The sequence below is a fragment of the Pantoea sp. Ap-967 genome (assembly GCF_011752565.1).
Classification (GTDB): domain Bacteria; phylum Pseudomonadota; class Gammaproteobacteria; order Pseudomonadales; family Pseudomonadaceae; genus Aquipseudomonas.
In genome coordinates this window covers 380,415-395,818 of the sequence record NZ_VWXK01000001.1, presented here as the reverse complement: position 1 = coordinate 395,818, position 15,404 = coordinate 380,415, and the positions used below count along the sequence as shown (strand labels likewise).

Genomic DNA, 15,404 nt, shown 5'->3' with positions numbered 1-15,404 from the left:
TTCATGACTGCAATCATCGATACATTTGATTCGACCATCGACACATCGCTGGCGTGGTTGATCGACGAAGGTGCCGGGTTCTTCAACGCCATGAGCACGGCCATGGACAGCGCCTATGGGGCGATCAACACGCTGCTGATGTTCGCGCCGTGGTGGGCGGTTGTGCTGGTGGTGGCGCTGATCGGCTGGCGGGTCGTGGGGCTGTTGTTCGCGGCCACTGCGGTTGCCGGTTTATGGCTGTGCCAGGCGATGGGCTTGTGGACCGAAACCATGGCAACCCTGACCTTGGTGTTCAGTTCAACGCTGCTGGCCTTGCTCATCGCCATTCCGGCGGGGGTGGTGGTGGGGCTGTCGGCCAGGTGGAAGCACGGCGCCGAGCTGGTGCTGGACTTCATCCAGACGATGCCCCCCTACATCTTCCTGCTGCCGGGTATCGCCTTGCTGGGCTATGGCCCTGCCACGGCAATCTGGGCCACGTGCCTGGTGGCCATTCCACCGGCGCTGCGCCTCACCGCCCACGGCGTGTTCATGACCCCGGTGCAGTATTGCGAGCTGGGTTCGGCGGTGGGCATGAAAACGGCCTCGCAGGTCATGAAGATTCGCCTGCCGTTTGCCATCCCGTCGATCCTGGCGGGCATCAACCAAAGCCTGATGCTCAGTTTTGGCATGGTGGTGATTGCCGGTATCGCAGGGTCCGGTGGCCTGGGGCAAACCATCTACGAGGCGGTGCGCACCCTGAAGATCGACCTGGCGGTGAACGCCGGGATCGCCATCGTCATCCTGACCATTGTGCTTGACCGCATTTCCCAGGCCATGTGCACCACCGAAAAAGGAGCCGTGTGATGGACATCAGCGTATCGCCAGGCTCTGCCGTGGCGCCGTTCCTGTCTTACCTGAACAGCAACTTTCACGCTGTCTTCATGGCGATAGCACAGTTCTTCGATCTGTTCATCAGTGCCATTGTCACGGTGTTGAACCTGGCCTCGGCGCCTGTCGTCATCGCTGCCTTGTCATTGCTGTGCGCACTGGTTGCCGGCTGGCGCGTCGGGCTGATGACGCTCGGCGGGCTGGCCTGCTGCCTGGCGCTTGGCATGTGGCAGCCAGCGGTGAACACCATCGCGCTGATCGCCGTGGCGGTGGCGTTCTCGCTGTCGATCGGCATCGTCCTTGGCGTGCTGCTGTCGCGCAGCGAGCGCCTGAAGGCTGGCGCCCGGCCGATCCTGGACGTGATGCAGACCATGCCGCCCTGGGTGTACCTGGTGCCTGCCGTGGTGCTGTTCGGGCTCGGGGCGGTTCCGGCGTTGCTGGCCACGATCATCTTCGGCATCCCGCCGATGATCCGCCTGACCATCCTGGCCATGAACCAGATCCCCAGCAACCGCCTGGAACTCGGCGCGGCGATCGGCGCCCGGCCACGGGAAATCTTCTGGAAGATCGAGCTGCCCTCGGCATTGCCGACCCTGCTGGTTGGGGTCAACCAATGCGTGCTGCTGTCGTTGGCGATGGTGGTACTGGCAGGCCTGGTCGGCGCCGGGGGCCTGGGCTCGGAGGTCACACGCGGGCTCAGCCGCATGGAGTTCGGGCTTGGCGTGCGGGCCAGCCTGGCCATCGTGATTCTTGCGCTGATCATTGACCGGGTGTGCCGCGGCACCGTCCCGGCACGTTTCCTCAAGCATTGATTGGCACCCGCAGTAGCAGTCGTTCATACACACGAAATTGGGAGTAAGCATGCGCACTCAACTTTACATCGATGGTCAATGGGCCGATCCCGTCAGCAAGGGCACCCTGGATGTCATCAACCCGGCCACCGAGGAAGTCATCCACGCCATTCCCAAAGGGGGCGCGCAAGACATCGACCTGGCGGTGCGCGCGGCGCGCCGGGCCTTCGACCTGGATGGCTGGCCGCAAACCACCGGCGCGCAGCGTGCGGTGTACCTGCGGCGTATCGCCGAGCTGATCCGTGAACGCTCCGAAGAGCTGGCCAAGCTTGAAGTGCTGGACAACGGCAAGCCGCTGCCTGAAGCCCGTTGGGACATTGGCGATGCGGCGGGGTGCTTCGATTTCTACGCAGGCCTGGCTGAGCAGCTGGACAGCGACAGCAGCGCCGACCTGGCGATTTCCGACGACCGTTTCCGCACCAAGGTGGTGAAAGAAGCCGTGGGCGTAGTGGGCGGGATCATCCCGTGGAACTACCCGCTGCTGATGGCGGCCTGGAAGGTCGCCCCGGCGTTGGCCGCTGGCTGCACCATCGTGCTCAAGCCGGCCGAGAACACCTCGCTCACTGCCCTGGAACTGGCGGCGATTGCGCAGCAGGCCGAGCTGCCTGCCGGTGTGCTGAACATCGTCACTGGCCTGGGCGGCGAGGCCGGGCAGGCGCTGGTGACGCACCCGCAGGTAGACAAGCTGGCCTTCACCGGCTCCGGCAAGATCGGCTCGCACATCATGGCCGAGGCCGCCAAGGACATCAAACGGGTGAGCCTGGAGCTGGGCGGCAAGTCGCCGCTGCTGGTGTTCGACGATGCCGACATCGAGAACGCGGTCGAGTGGATCATGTTCGGCATCTTCTGGAACCAGGGCCAGGTCTGCTCGGCCACCTCACGGGTGCTGGTGCAGGAGGGCGTGTACGACAAGCTGCTCGCGCGCCTGACCGAGGAGGCCCGCAAGATCACCATCGGCGACGGCCTGGAGCAGGGCGTGTTGCTCGGCCCGCTGGTTTCCCGGCAGCAATACGACCAGGTCAACGCGGCAGTGGTGCGTGCCCAGGAAGACGGTGCCCAAGTGGTGACCGGCGGCGCTCGCCCGGCCGCGCTGGGCAAGGGCTACTACTTCCAGCCCACCATCCTCACCGAAGTACCGCTGAGCAGCCACGCCTGGAAGGAAGAGATCTTCGGCCCAGTGGTTTGCGTGCGCCGCTTCGCCACTGAGCAAGAGGCCGTGGCGCTGGCCAATGACAGCCGCTACGGCCTGGCCGCTGCGGTGATGACCACCGATGCCGAGCGTTCGGAGCGCGTGGCCCAGGCCCTGCGTGCCGGCATCGTCTGGATCAACTGCTCGCAGCCGACCTTCACCGAAGCGCCTTGGGGTGGCTACAAGCAGTCCGGCATCGGCCGCGAACTGGGCAAGTGGGGCCTGGAAAACTACCTGGAAACCAAGCAGATCACCGCCTACACCAGCAACGATGCATGGGGCTGGTACATCAAGTAAGTGGCCCGGCTCGATGGCCGCGTGGCGGCCATCGAGCTTGCCCGAATACAACGCAGTCAGCCGTTTTGCGGTAGGCAAGGAGGTAGATTTTGGCAAAGACATTGGTAGTGGTCGCACACCCGGACCTTTCCAGCTCGCGCATCAATGCCGCCTGGTACAACGCCCTGCAAGGGCAGCCGGGGGTTACGGTGGTCGACCTGTACGGGCGTTACCCGGATGGCAGGATCGACATCGCCGCCGAGCAGCAACTGATCGAGGCCCATGAGCGCATCGTCCTGCAGTTCCCGATGCAGTGGTACAACTGCCCGGCGCTGCTCAAGCAGTGGATCGACGATGTGTTCGCCGACGGCTGGGCCTACGGCAGCGGCAAGGCGGTGGCCGGCAAGACGCTGAGCATCGCCGTTTCAACCTGGTCGAAGGCCTCGGATTACCAAACGCAGGGGCGCTACGGGCGCACGCTCGAAGAGCTCACCAGCCCGTTCGAGGTGCTGGCGTTTCGTATCGACATGCACTACCGCCCCGGGTATTTCCTCAGCGGCATTGGTGATATTGGCGACGACGCCCTGCGCGACAACGCCGAACAGTACCGGCACTACATCACAGCGTTTGAATACCAGTACAGCGTTGACATGGCCTGACCGCCGGGCGCTGCCAGCACCACGCCAATGCTGGGTAACACGTTTGACTGATTGAACCACTTGATTAGCCTGCCGGGCGCGCCCGCGATTGAAAAGGGCGCGGGCGCCTGCAGCCATAAGAACAATGGAGGGTGTGATGCAAAGCGTTTCGTTCCGCCAGATGAAAGACGGCGTCAAAGAAGAATATGAAATGCTCCACCAGCTGGAGGCAGACTTCGCCACCCTGCTGCCGGACCGTATCCTGGCCTGCCTGCGTGGCCTGGAGAACTCGCTGAGCGGCTACCAGATCGACCGCCTGCAACATTCGCTGCAAACCGCCACGCGCGCCGAAAACGACGGCGCCGACGAAGAGATGATCGTCGCCGCGCTGATTCATGACCTGGGCGATGAACTGGCGCCCTACAACCATTCGCAGTATGCCGCCTCGATCATTCGCCCCTACGTGCGGGCGGAAGTCACCTGGGTCATCAACTACCACGGCCTGTTCCAGAACTTCTACTACGTGCACTTCTTCGGCGGCGACCCCAACGAGCGGGACATCTACAAGGACCACCCGTATTACCAGAGCTGCGTGCACTTCTGCGAAGCCTGGGACCAGGCGTCGTTCGACCCGGACTACCCGACCTTCCCGCTCGAACACTTCGAGCCGATGGTGCGGCGCATTTTCACCCGCCCGGCCTTCGACCCACGGTATGTGGGTGACGAGCGCATGAGCATCAGTACCGAACGCTCGGTCGCCTGAACCACGCGGATTCGCAGCCCACAAGGAGAACACCATGGATGACCGTGCAGCAATCAGTGGCACCACGCGTGTCTTTGCCATCCTCGCCGACCCCATCGCGCAAGTGAAGTCGCCGCAGGCGGTGAACCGGCTGGCCAGCGAGCGGGGCGAAAACAGTGTGCTGGTGCCGTTGCAGGTCGCACCGGCCGACCTTGGGCGGGTGGTCGAAGGGTTGCGGGCATCGCAGAGCCTTGGCGGCTTCGTGGTGACCGTGCCGCACAAGTCGGCGGTGGTGGAATATTGCGATACGGTTTCCGATGCGGTGCGCCAGGTTGGGGCAGCCAATGTCGTTACCCGCAGCAGCGATGGCCGCCTGCACGGGCATAACCTCGATGGCCTGGGTTTCGTCGCCGGGCTAAGGCTGGGCGGTATCGAGCCTGCCGGCTTGTCGGTGTACCTGGCTGGGGCAGGGGGGGCGGCCTGTGCGATCGCCTTCGCCCTGGCGCAGGCGGGTGTGCGCAGCCTGACGGTGTACAACCGCACTCCGGCCAAAGCACGGCAGTTGCTGGAGCGGCTGGCCGAGGCCTATCCCGCCCTTGGCACTGCGGTAGGCACGGATAACCCCAGCGAACATGATTTGGTCGTCAACGCCACCTCGCTGGGCATGCGCGAAGGTGATGAGCTACCGTGTGACGCCTCCCGCCTGGAGGCTGGCCAGGTTGTTGCAGAAATCATCATGGAGCCTGCGCTGACGCCGCTGTTGCAAGCGGCCAAGCGCCAGGGCTGCCAGACGCACCCGGGGGTTTCAATGATGGAGGGCCAGATCGAGATGATCTTCCAAACGCTGCACCAGGGAGGTTGACGATCTCGCAGGCTTGAAAACAACAACAGCAACACACCGGCTTCAGGACTACCTGTTGGCCCTTGCTACACGTCGTCATGCTGTACCCGGACTGCCTGGTCAATCACTGATATCCATAATAAAAGGTGTACCATGTCCAACCCTGTTTCTCTGGAAGACGTGCCTTTCAACCGCTTTCATCGGTTGCTGGCCTTGCGCTCCAGCGGCGGCTCGTTCGTCGATGGCTACGTGCTGAGCATCATCGGCATCGCCATGCCGCTCCTCGTTCCGGCCATGAACATCAGCAGCTTCTGGGAAAGCCTGATTGCTGTTTCGGCGCTGGTCGGTATCTTTCTGGGCGGTTTCGTTGGCGGCAGTCTCACTGACCGTTTTGGCCGGCGAGCCATGTACTTTGTCGGGCCGATTCTGTTTACCCTGTGTTCGGTGTTGCAACTGTGGGTCGACTCCGGCCTTGGCTTGTTTGTGCTGCGCTTGCTCATTGGTATCGGCATTGGCTTCGAGTACCCTGTGGCCACGGCCTTCCTGGTCGAGTTCCTGCCCAGGAAAGCCCGCGGGCCACGCCTTGCCAGCCTGAGTATCTATTTCTTTGCCGGGGCCGCGGCTGCGTACATGTGTGGCCAGGCCCTGATCGAGGCGGGTGGGGCTGAGGGATGGCGCAATGCACTGGCCAGCACGGCCCTGGTGAGCGGCTTGCTGCTGCTGATCCGCAAGGGTACGCCGGAGTCGCCGCGCTGGCTGATCAGCAAAGGCCGCACGGTTCAGGCTGAGCGAATCATCAAGCAGATCTATGGCCAGGGCTTCGGGCTGCAGAACCTTCCCGAACATCCCAAGCCTGCGAAGTTGTCAGTGCGCAGCTTGCTGCATGCAGGCTATGGCCGGCGGATGTTTTTCGTCACCACCTTCTGGACGTGCTCGGTAATCCCCGTGTTTGCCGTCTATGCCTTCGCGCCCAAGGTACTGGACGCCCTGCACCTGGACGCACAGTGGGCGGCCTACGGCTCGATGATCATCACCCTGATGTTCGTGGTGGGTTGTTTCGTCGCCACCTGGCTGGTCAATGCCATGGGCCGCAGGAGCCTGTTGATCAACAGCCTGCTGTGGTCTGGCCTTGCCTTGCTGCTGCTGGGCAGTTTCTCCGAGCAGTCCTCGTGGCTGACCGTGGCGCTGTTCGCCGCCTACGCCTTTTTCATCGGTGGCGCCCAGGTGCTGCAGTTCATCTACCCGAATGAGATCTTTCCCACCGAGATCCGCGCCGTGGCCGTAGGGCTGGGCACCTCGGTGTCGCGCATCGGTGCGGTGGTGGGCACTTACCTGGTGCCCGTGTCGATCCAGTCCATTGGCATTGGCCATACCCTGTACTTCGCCGCCGGCATCACCTTCATCGGCCTTGTGGTGTCCTGGCTGATGGCGCCCGAAACCCGTGGTATCGAGCTTTGCAAAGCATCGTCGCTGGCGCCTCAAGCCAGCCCGGCCCGGCAGCCATCGGCCAGCCCGCTGCACAAAGCTACCTAGCGCATCAGGGCTGCCCCCCAAGGGGCAGCCCTGCACACGGAAGTGCCTCGGCTCGCAACGGGTCGGGAACGTCGTAGTGGAGCAACTACCGAAACTCAACGTGTTGTGACTCACCATTTCAGTGAAGGGGTTACGTATGCATAAGCTGTTGAGAGTGCTGGCTATTGCCTTGCTGTGTGTGTTCGCAAGTGTTATTCAGGCCGCGGAGAAAACCACCCTTAAAATCGGCACACTACCGTGGGAAGACACGGTGCCATTATCGGATATCGCCAAACGGTTTTTGGAGAAACAAGGCTATCAGGTTGAAGTGACCACTTTCCCTGATTGGGGCATTGCCTTTGCTGCACTGGGGCGCGGGGATGTGGACCTGATGGTGTCGCACATCAACTATGTCGCGGCCGACTATTGGCAGAAGTACCATCAACGGCTGGAAAAGATATCGGTGGTATCCCATGGCCTGCGCCAGGGCATCGTGGTGCCTGATTACATGCCGATCAAGTCCATCGAGGAACTTAACGGGATCAAGGACCAGGTCGATGGCAAGATCATTGGCATCGAGCCGGGCTCTGGGGTGATGCGCGATACAACCGAAGCCATCAAGCAGTACGGGCTGCAGTATGCCCTGGTGGACGGCAGCACCGCGGCGATGACCGCCCAGTTGCAGTCGGCCATCGAGCGTAAAGCGCCAATCGTTACCCTGTTGTGGCAGCCGTCGTGGATGGACATGAAGTTCAAGGTTCGCTACCTGGAAGACCCCAAAGGCGTATTCCCGCCGCCACAAACTTATTACTGGATCGCCAAGAAAGGTTTCTCGGTTGCCAACCCGCGCGCCCGTGAAGCCATGGCGAGCCTGTATGTGCCCATCGATGAAATCACCGCCATCAATATGTCGGTCAATCAGGGCATGACCATGCAGCAGGCGGTGGATGAATGGTGGGGGCAGAATACCAAGTTGATCGACAAGTGGGCCGTGATGGCCAAGTAAGGCCGTGAATAAAACAATCAGCGTGTGTTGTGGTGTTTCCAGAACTTGAACAACAACAAGACAAGTGGAGCGCAAGCATGGCAACCGTGTTTCCCAAATCGCACAAGGACCTGTTGCAGGAGCGTCAACCGGGTTTCAGCATGCCGAGCGAGCTGTATGGCCGCCAGGATGTGCTGGACAATGACATCGAGGTGATCTTTCACAAGCACTGGATCATGGTCGGCGTCGCCGCCGACGTGCCCGAACCCGGTGATGTCTACGCCGTGGACATCGGCAAGTCGTCGGTGTTGCTGGTACACGATGACGATGGCGTGATCAGGGCATTTCGCAATGTTTGCCGCCACCGTGGGGCGCGGCTCAAAGGCCCGGGCAAGTCCACCGTGGGCATGCTGGTCTGCCCCTACCATCAATGGACCTACGACCTGGACGGCGCCCTCAAGCATGCCGGGCACATGGGCGCAGACTTCGACCGCAGTTGCCGCAGCCTGATGCCGGTGCATGTGCGCGACATTGCCGGCGTGCTGTTCGTTTGCCTGTCCGACAACCCGCCCACGGACATCGCCAGGCTGGAAGAGGAGATGGCCGCCAGGTGGGCGCCTTATGACCTGCGCAATACCAGGATCGCCTACGAGAGCGACATCATCGAAGCCGGCAACTGGAAGCTGGTGATCGAGAACAACCGCGAGTGTTACCACTGCGCCGCAGGCCATCCCGAGTTGCTGGTCAGCCTCTCATCGGCGGACCTTGGATACTGCGCTGAAGAAATGACGCCGCAAGAGCGCGAGGAAGTCGATGCCTTCGAGCGCCTGAGCGAACGTCAGCGCGCCAGTTGGGATGCCGACGGCATCATCCACCATGTGGTCGATGCAATGACCGATGACAACCCCACCATGTTCCGGGCCCAGCGCCAGGTCATCATCGGTGCCGGTGAGTCGCAAACCATGACCACCCACGTGGCCTGCCAGAAGTTGCTCGGCGGTGGAGTGCGTCGGGACCTGGGCAGTAGCCACCTGTGGACGCATCACTCCTGGACCCATGTGATGAGCGACCACGCGGTGATCACCTACTGCATTCCGCTGACACCGGATACCACCCTGGTGCGCAGTAAATGGCTGGTGCGCGCCGATGCGGTGGAGGGCGTGGACTACGACCTTGAGCAACTGACCGAAGTGTGGAAAGCCACCAATGCCGCCGATGCCCGCTTCGTCGCGATCAACCACTGCGGCACGCAAGACCCTGGTTACTTGCCCGGGCCTTATTCCAGGTACACCGAGGTATTCCTGGAACGCTTCGCCAGCTGGTACTCGGCCAGGCTTGCGGCGCATGGGGTTCGTTGATCGGCGATGTCACTGGCGGGCCCGAGCCTGCGGAGGGTTGCAACGATGATGTTCGACACAGTATCAGACCCAGCCACCTGGGCAAGGGTGGGCACGTTCTGGCCCAGTTCGCAACGGCGCATGCTGACCTGCATCGGTATCGTGCAGGAAACCCATGACGTGCGCACGTTCACCTTCAGCGCGGCAAGTGGCGAGTTGTTCAGCTTCGAGCCTGGCCAGTTCATCACCCTCGACGTCGACATGGGGGCAGCGCGCCAGTCGCGCTGCTACACCCTGTCGTCCTCGCCCACCCGGCCCTTCACCTTGAGCATCACGGTCAAGCGTGTGGCCAATGGGCCGGTGTCCAACTGGCTGCACGACAACCTGCGCCTGGGCGATGCGCTGCCGGCTTACGGCCCCTCCGGTGCCTTTACCGCAAGCGGCGTTGCGGCGCAGCGCTACCTGTTCTTGTCCGCAGGCTCCGGGGTTACGCCGTTGATGTCGATGGTGCGGGCAGCGGCCGACCTGGACCTCGACCGTGATGTGGTGTTCGTTCACAGCGCGCGTACGCCAGGCGACATCATTTTTCGTGAGGAAGTCCAGCGGCTGGCGCGTCGGCATTCGCAGCTCAAGGTGCTCAACATCGTCGAAGGGGTAGGCGACGAGCCGGCGTGGGATGGCCCGGTGGGGCGGCTCGACCTCGCGGTGTTGCAGGCCCATGTCGCGGACTGGCGGTACCGTGAAGTGTTCGTTTGTGGCCCTGGCCCCTATATGCAGGCCGTGCACGACATGCTGATGGGGCAGGGGTTCGACATGGCCCGCTACCACTGCGAAAGCTTCAACCTCGGGGTGGCGGAACTGCCCGCTGCCGGCAACGCGGCAGCGCCGCCCACTGCCGGTGCTGAGCTGGCCGGGTACAGCGTGCGCTTCAGCAAGTCGGGTGCGGTGTTCAGCGCGCGCAAAGGGGAAACCGTGCTCAGCGCTGCCAAGCGCTCGGGCGTGGCGATTGCGTCATCGTGTAGCCAGGGCATGTGCGGCACCTGCAAGGCGCAGCTGCTCGAAGGCAGCGTGGATATGCAGCATGGCGGCGGCATTCGGCAGAGGGAAATCGACAAAGGCCTGCGGCTGATGTGCTGCAGCACACCGCTGTCGGACATTGTCGTCGACCTTTGAGCAAAGGGTGTTATGTCGGCTTTCAGGGGCGTGACCCGCCCCTGCTTTTTAGGGGTAGCGTTGGCAATGAAAAGAACGACGGCACTGACCTGCCTGGGGCTGGGTATCATCTGGGGCTGCACCTACACCTTTCTGCAGTGGTCGACGCAATTGATCACGCCGCTGCAGACCACCTTCATTCGCGTGCTGTTCGGGTTCCTGCCCATTGCCGGTTACGCCATGTTCACCGGCGTGCTGCAGTGGCGGCACATGCGTCACCTGCACCACTTTGCCGCCATGTCCATCCTGGCAGGCAGTGTCTACTTTTTTGCCATTACCGCAGGCACGGCACTGCTGCCGTCAGGCATTGCCGGGTTGCTCAATGGCGCGATTCCGCTGTTCGCCTTTCTGTGCGCCTGGCTGTTCTTGCGTGAGGAACGGCTAGGGTGGCTCAAGGGCGTGGGCATCCTGATGGGCTTTTGCGGCATGGTGCTGATCGCCGCGCCGTGGTCCAGCACGCAAGCCGTGAATCCCGAGGGCGTGGCTTACATGCTGTTCGGGGCACTGTGTTTTGGCGCCTCGTTCGTCTACACGAAGCGTTTCATCTCGCCGCTGAAAATACCGGCCGTGGCGTTGACCACCTATCAGCTGGGGTTGACCTTGCTGACCTTGCTTGCCATCACGCCGATGACTGGGATCGCCAACCTAGCGGCCAGGCCGGGTGCGATGGTGGGTATCGTGCTTGGGCTCGGTGTGCTCAGTACCGGGGTTGCCTACATCGCGTTCTACCGCCTGGTTGAAAGCGAAGGCGCGGTGGCGGCCTCGGTTGTGACCTACATTCCACCGGTGGTTGCACTGTTGATCGGGGTGGCGGCTGGCGAACCCACCGCCGTCACTGCCTGGGTGGCAATGCTGTTGATTCTCGCGGGCGTGGCTGTCGTTCAGCTGGCTGGCCACTTTGAACTGCGCCTGGGTGTAGCGCCTGCTACCGCACGGCGCTTGAAATCATTCTGACTACGGTAAGGAGCGACTTCATGGATGCTGTTCCCCAGTTCCAGCAAGCCCTGTACTTGCGTGCTGACATCGTGGCACTGCGTACCGACCTCGCGCTAGCCCTGCGGGCCGCGGACCGGCACGGGCTTTCCGAGGGTGTCTGCAACCATTTCAGCGTTGCCGTCCCTGGTGAGCCCGATCTTTTCTTGCTCAACCCCCGCGGGCTGGCATGGTCGGAGGTCCAAGCCGATGACATCGTGCTGGTGGACAGCGCTGGCCGCTGCCTCGCAGGGCGCCATGAGATAGAACCGACGGCCATGTTCATTCATGCCGCGATTCACCGCATTACCCAGAAGCACTGCGTGCTGCATACCCATATGCCCTATGCCACCGCACTTTCACTGACGGTGGCGGGCGCGCTGGACACGACACTTTCGCAAAACGCGATGCGTTTCCATGAGCGCCTGGTGGTAGACCGTGACTACAACGGGTTCGCCTTCGATCATTCCGAGGGCGAGCGTATTGCCCACGCGATGAAGGGCGCCGATGTCGTCTTTCTCGGCAACCATGGGGTGGTGGTGTGCAATGACCGAATCGATTACGCCTATGACGACCTCTACTACCTGGAACGTGCCTGCTGCGCCGAAGTGCTGGCCCGCTCTACCGGGTTGGCGCTGGCGCCATCCTCTGCGGACATCGCCAGGAAGGTTGTGGCGCAGCTGGATGCAGGGCGCCTGCAAAGTGAGCTGTTTTTCGAGTCACTGCGCCGTCATGTGTAGCAGCGCTTTTGAGTTCACCCCGTTTTTTCCCTACGTCCAAGGAGGCAAGTCATGAAGTGCTGGTTCATTACGGGAGTTTCGCGTGGCTTTGGCTTGGCGCTCGCCAAAGCGGCCCTTGCCAATGGCGACAAGGTGATCGGCACGGTGCGCAGCGAAGCGCCAACCGTGCATGACCCCGAAGGCCGCCTGCGCGTGCTCAAGGTCGACATGAACGATGACGAAGGCGTTAGCGCTGCGGTTCACCAGGCATTCGAAACCTTGGGCCGGATCGATGTGCTCGTCAATAACGCAGGTTATGGGGTGCTTGGGCCGATCGAAAGCTCGACCGATGACGACTTGCGCAAGCTGTTTCAGGTAAATGTCTTCGCCCCGATCCGGATCATTCGCACGGCGTTACCTTACTTGCGTAGGCAAAAAGGCGGGCACATCGTCAATATTTCCTCGATCTCCGGGCGTGCGCCGGGGGTAGGGGCGGGGCTTTACGCCGCCACCAAGTTTGCCCTTGAGGGCTTTACCGCCACCCTGGCGCGCGAGGTCGAGCCCTTTGGCATCAAGGTCACTGCCGTTGCCCCTGGCCAGTTCCGCACCGACTTTCTCGACGCCAAGCCCCGGCAAGCGGACACGGCAGATGCCGCTTACGGGGCAACCGTGGGGGCGGCGCTGGATGCGCTGTACCGCTTGAACCATCTCCAGCAAGGCGACCCTGAACGTGCGGCCCAAGCGATCCTGAAAGCCGTGGCTGCAGAACAACCTCCGCTCCAGCTTCTGCTGGGCGCCGATGCGGTGGAGCGGGCGCGGGCCAAAATGCGGGCGGTCGAGGAAGAGATGGTACGTTGGGAGGACGTCAGCAGCAGTACAGGGTTCCGCGAAGCACCCTCATCGAGCAAATCGTAACTATTTGATTTAAAGATAGTTCTGTAGGAGCGGGCTTGCGGGCACTGTTCCCTGCGCGCCAGCGCCGCCATCAGCCTTTGCGGGTCAGCCTGAACAGCAGGTAGACGCCTCCCAGCGGGATGGCCATAAGTATGCACACTACGGCAAACAAGGCGCGACGGGGTTGGCTATATCCATGTAGCCTCTGTGAAATCGAGCGCCGCAAGGCGGTGTTCGTTCGCACCATCGTAGCAGGTCACCAAGGGCATTTCTGGTCCACGGTTAGAGCGGAAATTCAGAATTTTTCCCTTCCGTGTAGGCCATTTCCCAAAGATACTCTCTCCGCCTTTTTTGCGTTGCGGTCGCTTGGACACAGCTCTAGTCTCGGCTTGTCGTTGCAGTTCAACGACACGGCTTTGACAGGCCGGTTTCGATAGAGAAGGTATGGCTACCTTTATGGTGGCTGTGCGTGGGGCACCTACGGGTGCGCCGGGTTACCTCTGTCGACCGGTCTGTCAACCCATGCACAGCTACCACCCAATTGTTTGACAGCAATGGGTGTTGGCCCAATCGACAGAGGTTCGTCATGCTTAAGTTTGCCCCCGATTCACCCCTCCAATCTCAAATCCTTGAAGCCACCCGAAAAGGCTTGGACAATTTCAAGGAGAAAACCCGATGACCACAGACACTACCCCACGCACCGTCGGCAAAACCACCTTCTACCAAGGTGAGCACCAGACCCACCCGCTGTTTCGCATTGAGCCCGGCATTCCCTGCCAAGATGCCCGCGAACAAGCTTCGGAATTGATGGGCTACGTGAACGAACTGACCATCACCGGCCTGATGGACGAAAAGCCTATGTTGCTTTGGGCATCGCATTATCTTGGGGCGATGGCCAAGGCATTGTTGGATGATGCAGAGATGGGGATGAAGGGCGTGAAAGGCCAAGGCTGAGAATGCATCACGGCCTTTAGGCGGTCGCCATCACCCTTGCAGCGCCTGTGAGATCGAGCGCCGCCCGCGCGGCGCATCGCAGGCAAGCCTGCTCCTACATCTGTTTCGGGCCAGTAACGCCTGTGCCATCGCGCGCGACCGCCTTGTTCGTTCACCTCGATATCGAGACATGCGCCAAGGGGTACGCGCGCCAATGGCACAGGATTGATTGGCCCGAAACAGATGTAGGAGCAGGCTTGCCTGCGATGCGCCGCGCGGGCGGCGCTCGATCGCATCAGCGCTGCAGATCCAAAGACGATCACTGACCACACCCGGCGGATAAGCTTTGCCATCCACGCCGCAGCTCTCCATACTCCACCCAACAAGCCAACTGGCAAAGCCCCAGCCTGTACCGGGCGCTTGCCACAAAAATTGGCACACCTACCGTGAACCTAGCCGTTTCCTCTGACCACAAGCGGAAGTGACGGATGTTCGATACAAGCCAGTCCCGTTCAATGCTGTTGCGCCTGGTTGGCGTGATGCTCAGTGTGTTCCTCTGCGCCGCCCCAGCGGGCGCTGCGCAGCCGTTCAAGGTCGTCACCACGTTCACCATCATCGCCGACATGGCCAGGAACGTGGCCGGTGACGCTGCCCAGGTGGAGTCCATCACCAAGCCTGGGGCGGAAATTCACAACTACTCCCCAACCCCCGGCGACCTGCGCCGCGCCCAGGGCGCCCAGTTGATTCTGTGGAACGGCCTGGGCCTGGAGCTGTGGTTCGAAAAATTCTTCCAGCGCCTGGACCAGGTGCCCAGCGTGGTGGTGTCCGACGGTATCGAGCCCATGGGCATCGCCGCCGGCCCCTACACGGGCAAACCCAACCCCCACGCCTGGATGTCGCCGCGTAACGCGCAGGTGTACGTCGACAACATCCGCGATGCGCTGATCAAGTACGACCCGGCCAATGCAGCGGTCTACACGCAAAATGCCCAGGCCTACAAAGCACGTATCGACGCCACCATCGCCCCCATTCGCGAGCGGATCCAGCAGATCCCGCCCGAACGGCGCTGGCTGGTCAGCAGCGAGGGTGCATTCTCCTACCTGGCCCGGGACTTCGACCTCAAGGAACTCTACCTGTGGCCGATCAACGCCGACCAGCAGGGCACGCCCAAGCAAGTGCGCCAGGTCATCGATACCGTCAAGGCCAACGGCATACCGGCTGTGTTCAGTGAAAGCACGGTGTCCGACAAACCCGCCCGCCAGGTGGCCCGGGAAACCGGTGCGCACTACGGCGGCGTGCTCTACGTCGACTCGCTGAGCGCCAGCGATGGCCCCGTGCCCACCTACCTGGACCTGCTGCGGGTAACCACCGAGACCATTGCCAAGGGCCTGAACGAGGCGCATAACCCATGAACCATCCCGGCACGCCCACCCCCG

At 62.0% G+C, this 15,404-nt stretch carries 15 protein-coding genes; all 15 read left to right on the top strand.

Translation table 11 applies throughout. The features are described from left to right. The first annotated feature begins 3 nt into the window (after positions 1 to 3). The 15 genes from F3J45_RS01950 (at position 4) to F3J45_RS01880 (ending at position 15,380) form a co-directional block, all read left to right on the top strand. Entirely contained in the window at positions 4 to 843 is an 840-nt protein-coding gene (locus tag F3J45_RS01950; protein ID WP_167056436.1) for a proline/glycine betaine ABC transporter permease, read from the top strand. Continuing rightward, a complete protein-coding gene (locus tag F3J45_RS01945; protein ID WP_167056433.1) occupies positions 843 to 1,679 on the top strand; it encodes a proline/glycine betaine ABC transporter permease in 837 nt (278 codons plus the stop codon). Before F3J45_RS01950 ends, F3J45_RS01945 begins: the two co-directional genes overlap by 1 nt. 49 nt (positions 1,680 to 1,728) lie before the next feature. Continuing rightward, complete coding sequence (locus F3J45_RS01940; RefSeq protein ID WP_167056430.1) at positions 1,729 to 3,204, top strand: aldehyde dehydrogenase family protein; 1,476 nt, start codon at positions 1,729 to 1,731, stop codon at positions 3,202 to 3,204. An 89-nt stretch (positions 3,205 to 3,293) separates the two neighbouring features. Beyond that, the gene (locus F3J45_RS01935) at positions 3,294 to 3,842 is read left to right on the top strand and encodes an NAD(P)H-dependent oxidoreductase (RefSeq protein WP_167056427.1); all 549 of its coding nucleotides are present in this window, start codon (positions 3,294 to 3,296) and stop codon (positions 3,840 to 3,842) included. A 136-nt stretch (positions 3,843 to 3,978) separates the two neighbouring features. Beyond that, positions 3,979 to 4,584, top strand: coding sequence for an HD domain-containing protein (locus F3J45_RS01930; RefSeq protein ID WP_167056423.1), 606 nt, complete (start codon positions 3,979 to 3,981; stop codon positions 4,582 to 4,584). Positions 4,585 to 4,618: 34 nt separating this feature from the next. Continuing rightward, the gene (locus F3J45_RS01925; RefSeq protein WP_167056420.1) at positions 4,619 to 5,425 is read left to right on the top strand and encodes a shikimate dehydrogenase; all 807 of its coding nucleotides are present in this window, start codon (positions 4,619 to 4,621) and stop codon (positions 5,423 to 5,425) included. A 132-nt stretch (positions 5,426 to 5,557) separates the two neighbouring features. Beyond that, positions 5,558 to 6,937, top strand: coding sequence for an MFS transporter (locus tag F3J45_RS01920; RefSeq protein WP_167056417.1), 1,380 nt, complete (start codon positions 5,558 to 5,560; stop codon positions 6,935 to 6,937). Positions 6,938 to 7,073: 136 nt separating this feature from the next. Continuing rightward, entirely contained in the window at positions 7,074 to 7,922 is an 849-nt protein-coding gene (locus F3J45_RS01915) for a glycine betaine ABC transporter substrate-binding protein (protein WP_167056414.1), read from the top strand. A 77-nt stretch (positions 7,923 to 7,999) separates the two neighbouring features. Further along, entirely contained in the window at positions 8,000 to 9,259 is a 1,260-nt protein-coding gene (locus F3J45_RS01910; protein ID WP_167056411.1) for an SRPBCC family protein, read from the top strand. Positions 9,260 to 9,304: 45 nt separating this feature from the next. Then, the gene (locus F3J45_RS01905; protein WP_167056408.1) at positions 9,305 to 10,411 is read left to right on the top strand and encodes a hybrid-cluster NAD(P)-dependent oxidoreductase; all 1,107 of its coding nucleotides are present in this window, start codon (positions 9,305 to 9,307) and stop codon (positions 10,409 to 10,411) included. A gap of 66 nt (positions 10,412 to 10,477) precedes the next feature. After that, positions 10,478 to 11,404 (top strand): DMT family transporter, encoded by a 927-nt coding sequence (locus F3J45_RS01900; RefSeq protein ID WP_167056405.1) that lies wholly within the window; start codon positions 10,478 to 10,480, stop codon positions 11,402 to 11,404. A gap of 20 nt (positions 11,405 to 11,424) precedes the next feature. After that, positions 11,425 to 12,162: an aldolase gene (locus tag F3J45_RS01895; RefSeq protein WP_167056400.1), complete on the top strand. Its 738-nt coding sequence runs from the start codon at positions 11,425 to 11,427 to the stop codon at positions 12,160 to 12,162. A gap of 51 nt (positions 12,163 to 12,213) precedes the next feature. After that, on the top strand, positions 12,214 to 13,056 hold the full coding sequence (locus F3J45_RS01890) for an SDR family NAD(P)-dependent oxidoreductase (protein WP_167056397.1): 843 nt from the start codon (positions 12,214 to 12,216) through the stop codon (positions 13,054 to 13,056). A 654-nt stretch (positions 13,057 to 13,710) separates the two neighbouring features. Further along, the gene (locus F3J45_RS01885; protein ID WP_167056394.1) at positions 13,711 to 13,989 is read left to right on the top strand and encodes a DUF3077 domain-containing protein; all 279 of its coding nucleotides are present in this window, start codon (positions 13,711 to 13,713) and stop codon (positions 13,987 to 13,989) included. Positions 13,990 to 14,483: 494 nt separating this feature from the next. After that, positions 14,484 to 15,380 carry a metal ABC transporter substrate-binding protein gene (locus F3J45_RS01880; protein WP_205300363.1) on the top strand — a complete coding sequence of 299 codons (897 nt, stop codon included), beginning with the start codon at positions 14,484 to 14,486 and terminating at the stop codon, positions 15,378 to 15,380. Positions 15,381 to 15,404 lie beyond the last annotated feature (24 nt).

Bases quoted from the DNA above. Each gene is read 5' to 3' on its own strand.
- F3J45_RS01950 (WP_167056436.1), top strand. From the start codon at position 4: ATGACTGCAATCATCGATACATTTGATTCGACCATCGACACATCGCTG.
- F3J45_RS01945 (WP_167056433.1), top strand. From the start codon at position 843: ATGGACATCAGCGTATCGCCAGGCTCTGCCGTGGCGCCGTTCCTGTCT.
- F3J45_RS01940 (WP_167056430.1), top strand. From the start codon at position 1,729: ATGCGCACTCAACTTTACATCGATGGTCAATGGGCCGATCCCGTCAGC.
- F3J45_RS01930 (WP_167056423.1), top strand. From the start codon at position 3,979: ATGCAAAGCGTTTCGTTCCGCCAGATGAAAGACGGCGTCAAAGAAGAA.
- F3J45_RS01925 (WP_167056420.1), top strand. From the start codon at position 4,619: ATGGATGACCGTGCAGCAATCAGTGGCACCACGCGTGTCTTTGCCATC.
- F3J45_RS01920 (WP_167056417.1), top strand. From the start codon at position 5,558: ATGTCCAACCCTGTTTCTCTGGAAGACGTGCCTTTCAACCGCTTTCAT.
- F3J45_RS01915 (WP_167056414.1), top strand. From the start codon at position 7,074: ATGCATAAGCTGTTGAGAGTGCTGGCTATTGCCTTGCTGTGTGTGTTC.
- F3J45_RS01910 (WP_167056411.1), top strand. From the start codon at position 8,000: ATGGCAACCGTGTTTCCCAAATCGCACAAGGACCTGTTGCAGGAGCGT.
- F3J45_RS01905 (WP_167056408.1), top strand. From the start codon at position 9,305: ATGATGTTCGACACAGTATCAGACCCAGCCACCTGGGCAAGGGTGGGC.
- F3J45_RS01900 (WP_167056405.1), top strand. From the start codon at position 10,478: ATGAAAAGAACGACGGCACTGACCTGCCTGGGGCTGGGTATCATCTGG.
- F3J45_RS01895 (WP_167056400.1), top strand. From the start codon at position 11,425: ATGGATGCTGTTCCCCAGTTCCAGCAAGCCCTGTACTTGCGTGCTGAC.
- F3J45_RS01890 (WP_167056397.1), top strand. From the start codon at position 12,214: ATGAAGTGCTGGTTCATTACGGGAGTTTCGCGTGGCTTTGGCTTGGCG.
- F3J45_RS01885 (WP_167056394.1), top strand. From the start codon at position 13,711: ATGACCACAGACACTACCCCACGCACCGTCGGCAAAACCACCTTCTAC.
- F3J45_RS01880 (WP_205300363.1), top strand. From the start codon at position 14,484: ATGCTGTTGCGCCTGGTTGGCGTGATGCTCAGTGTGTTCCTCTGCGCC.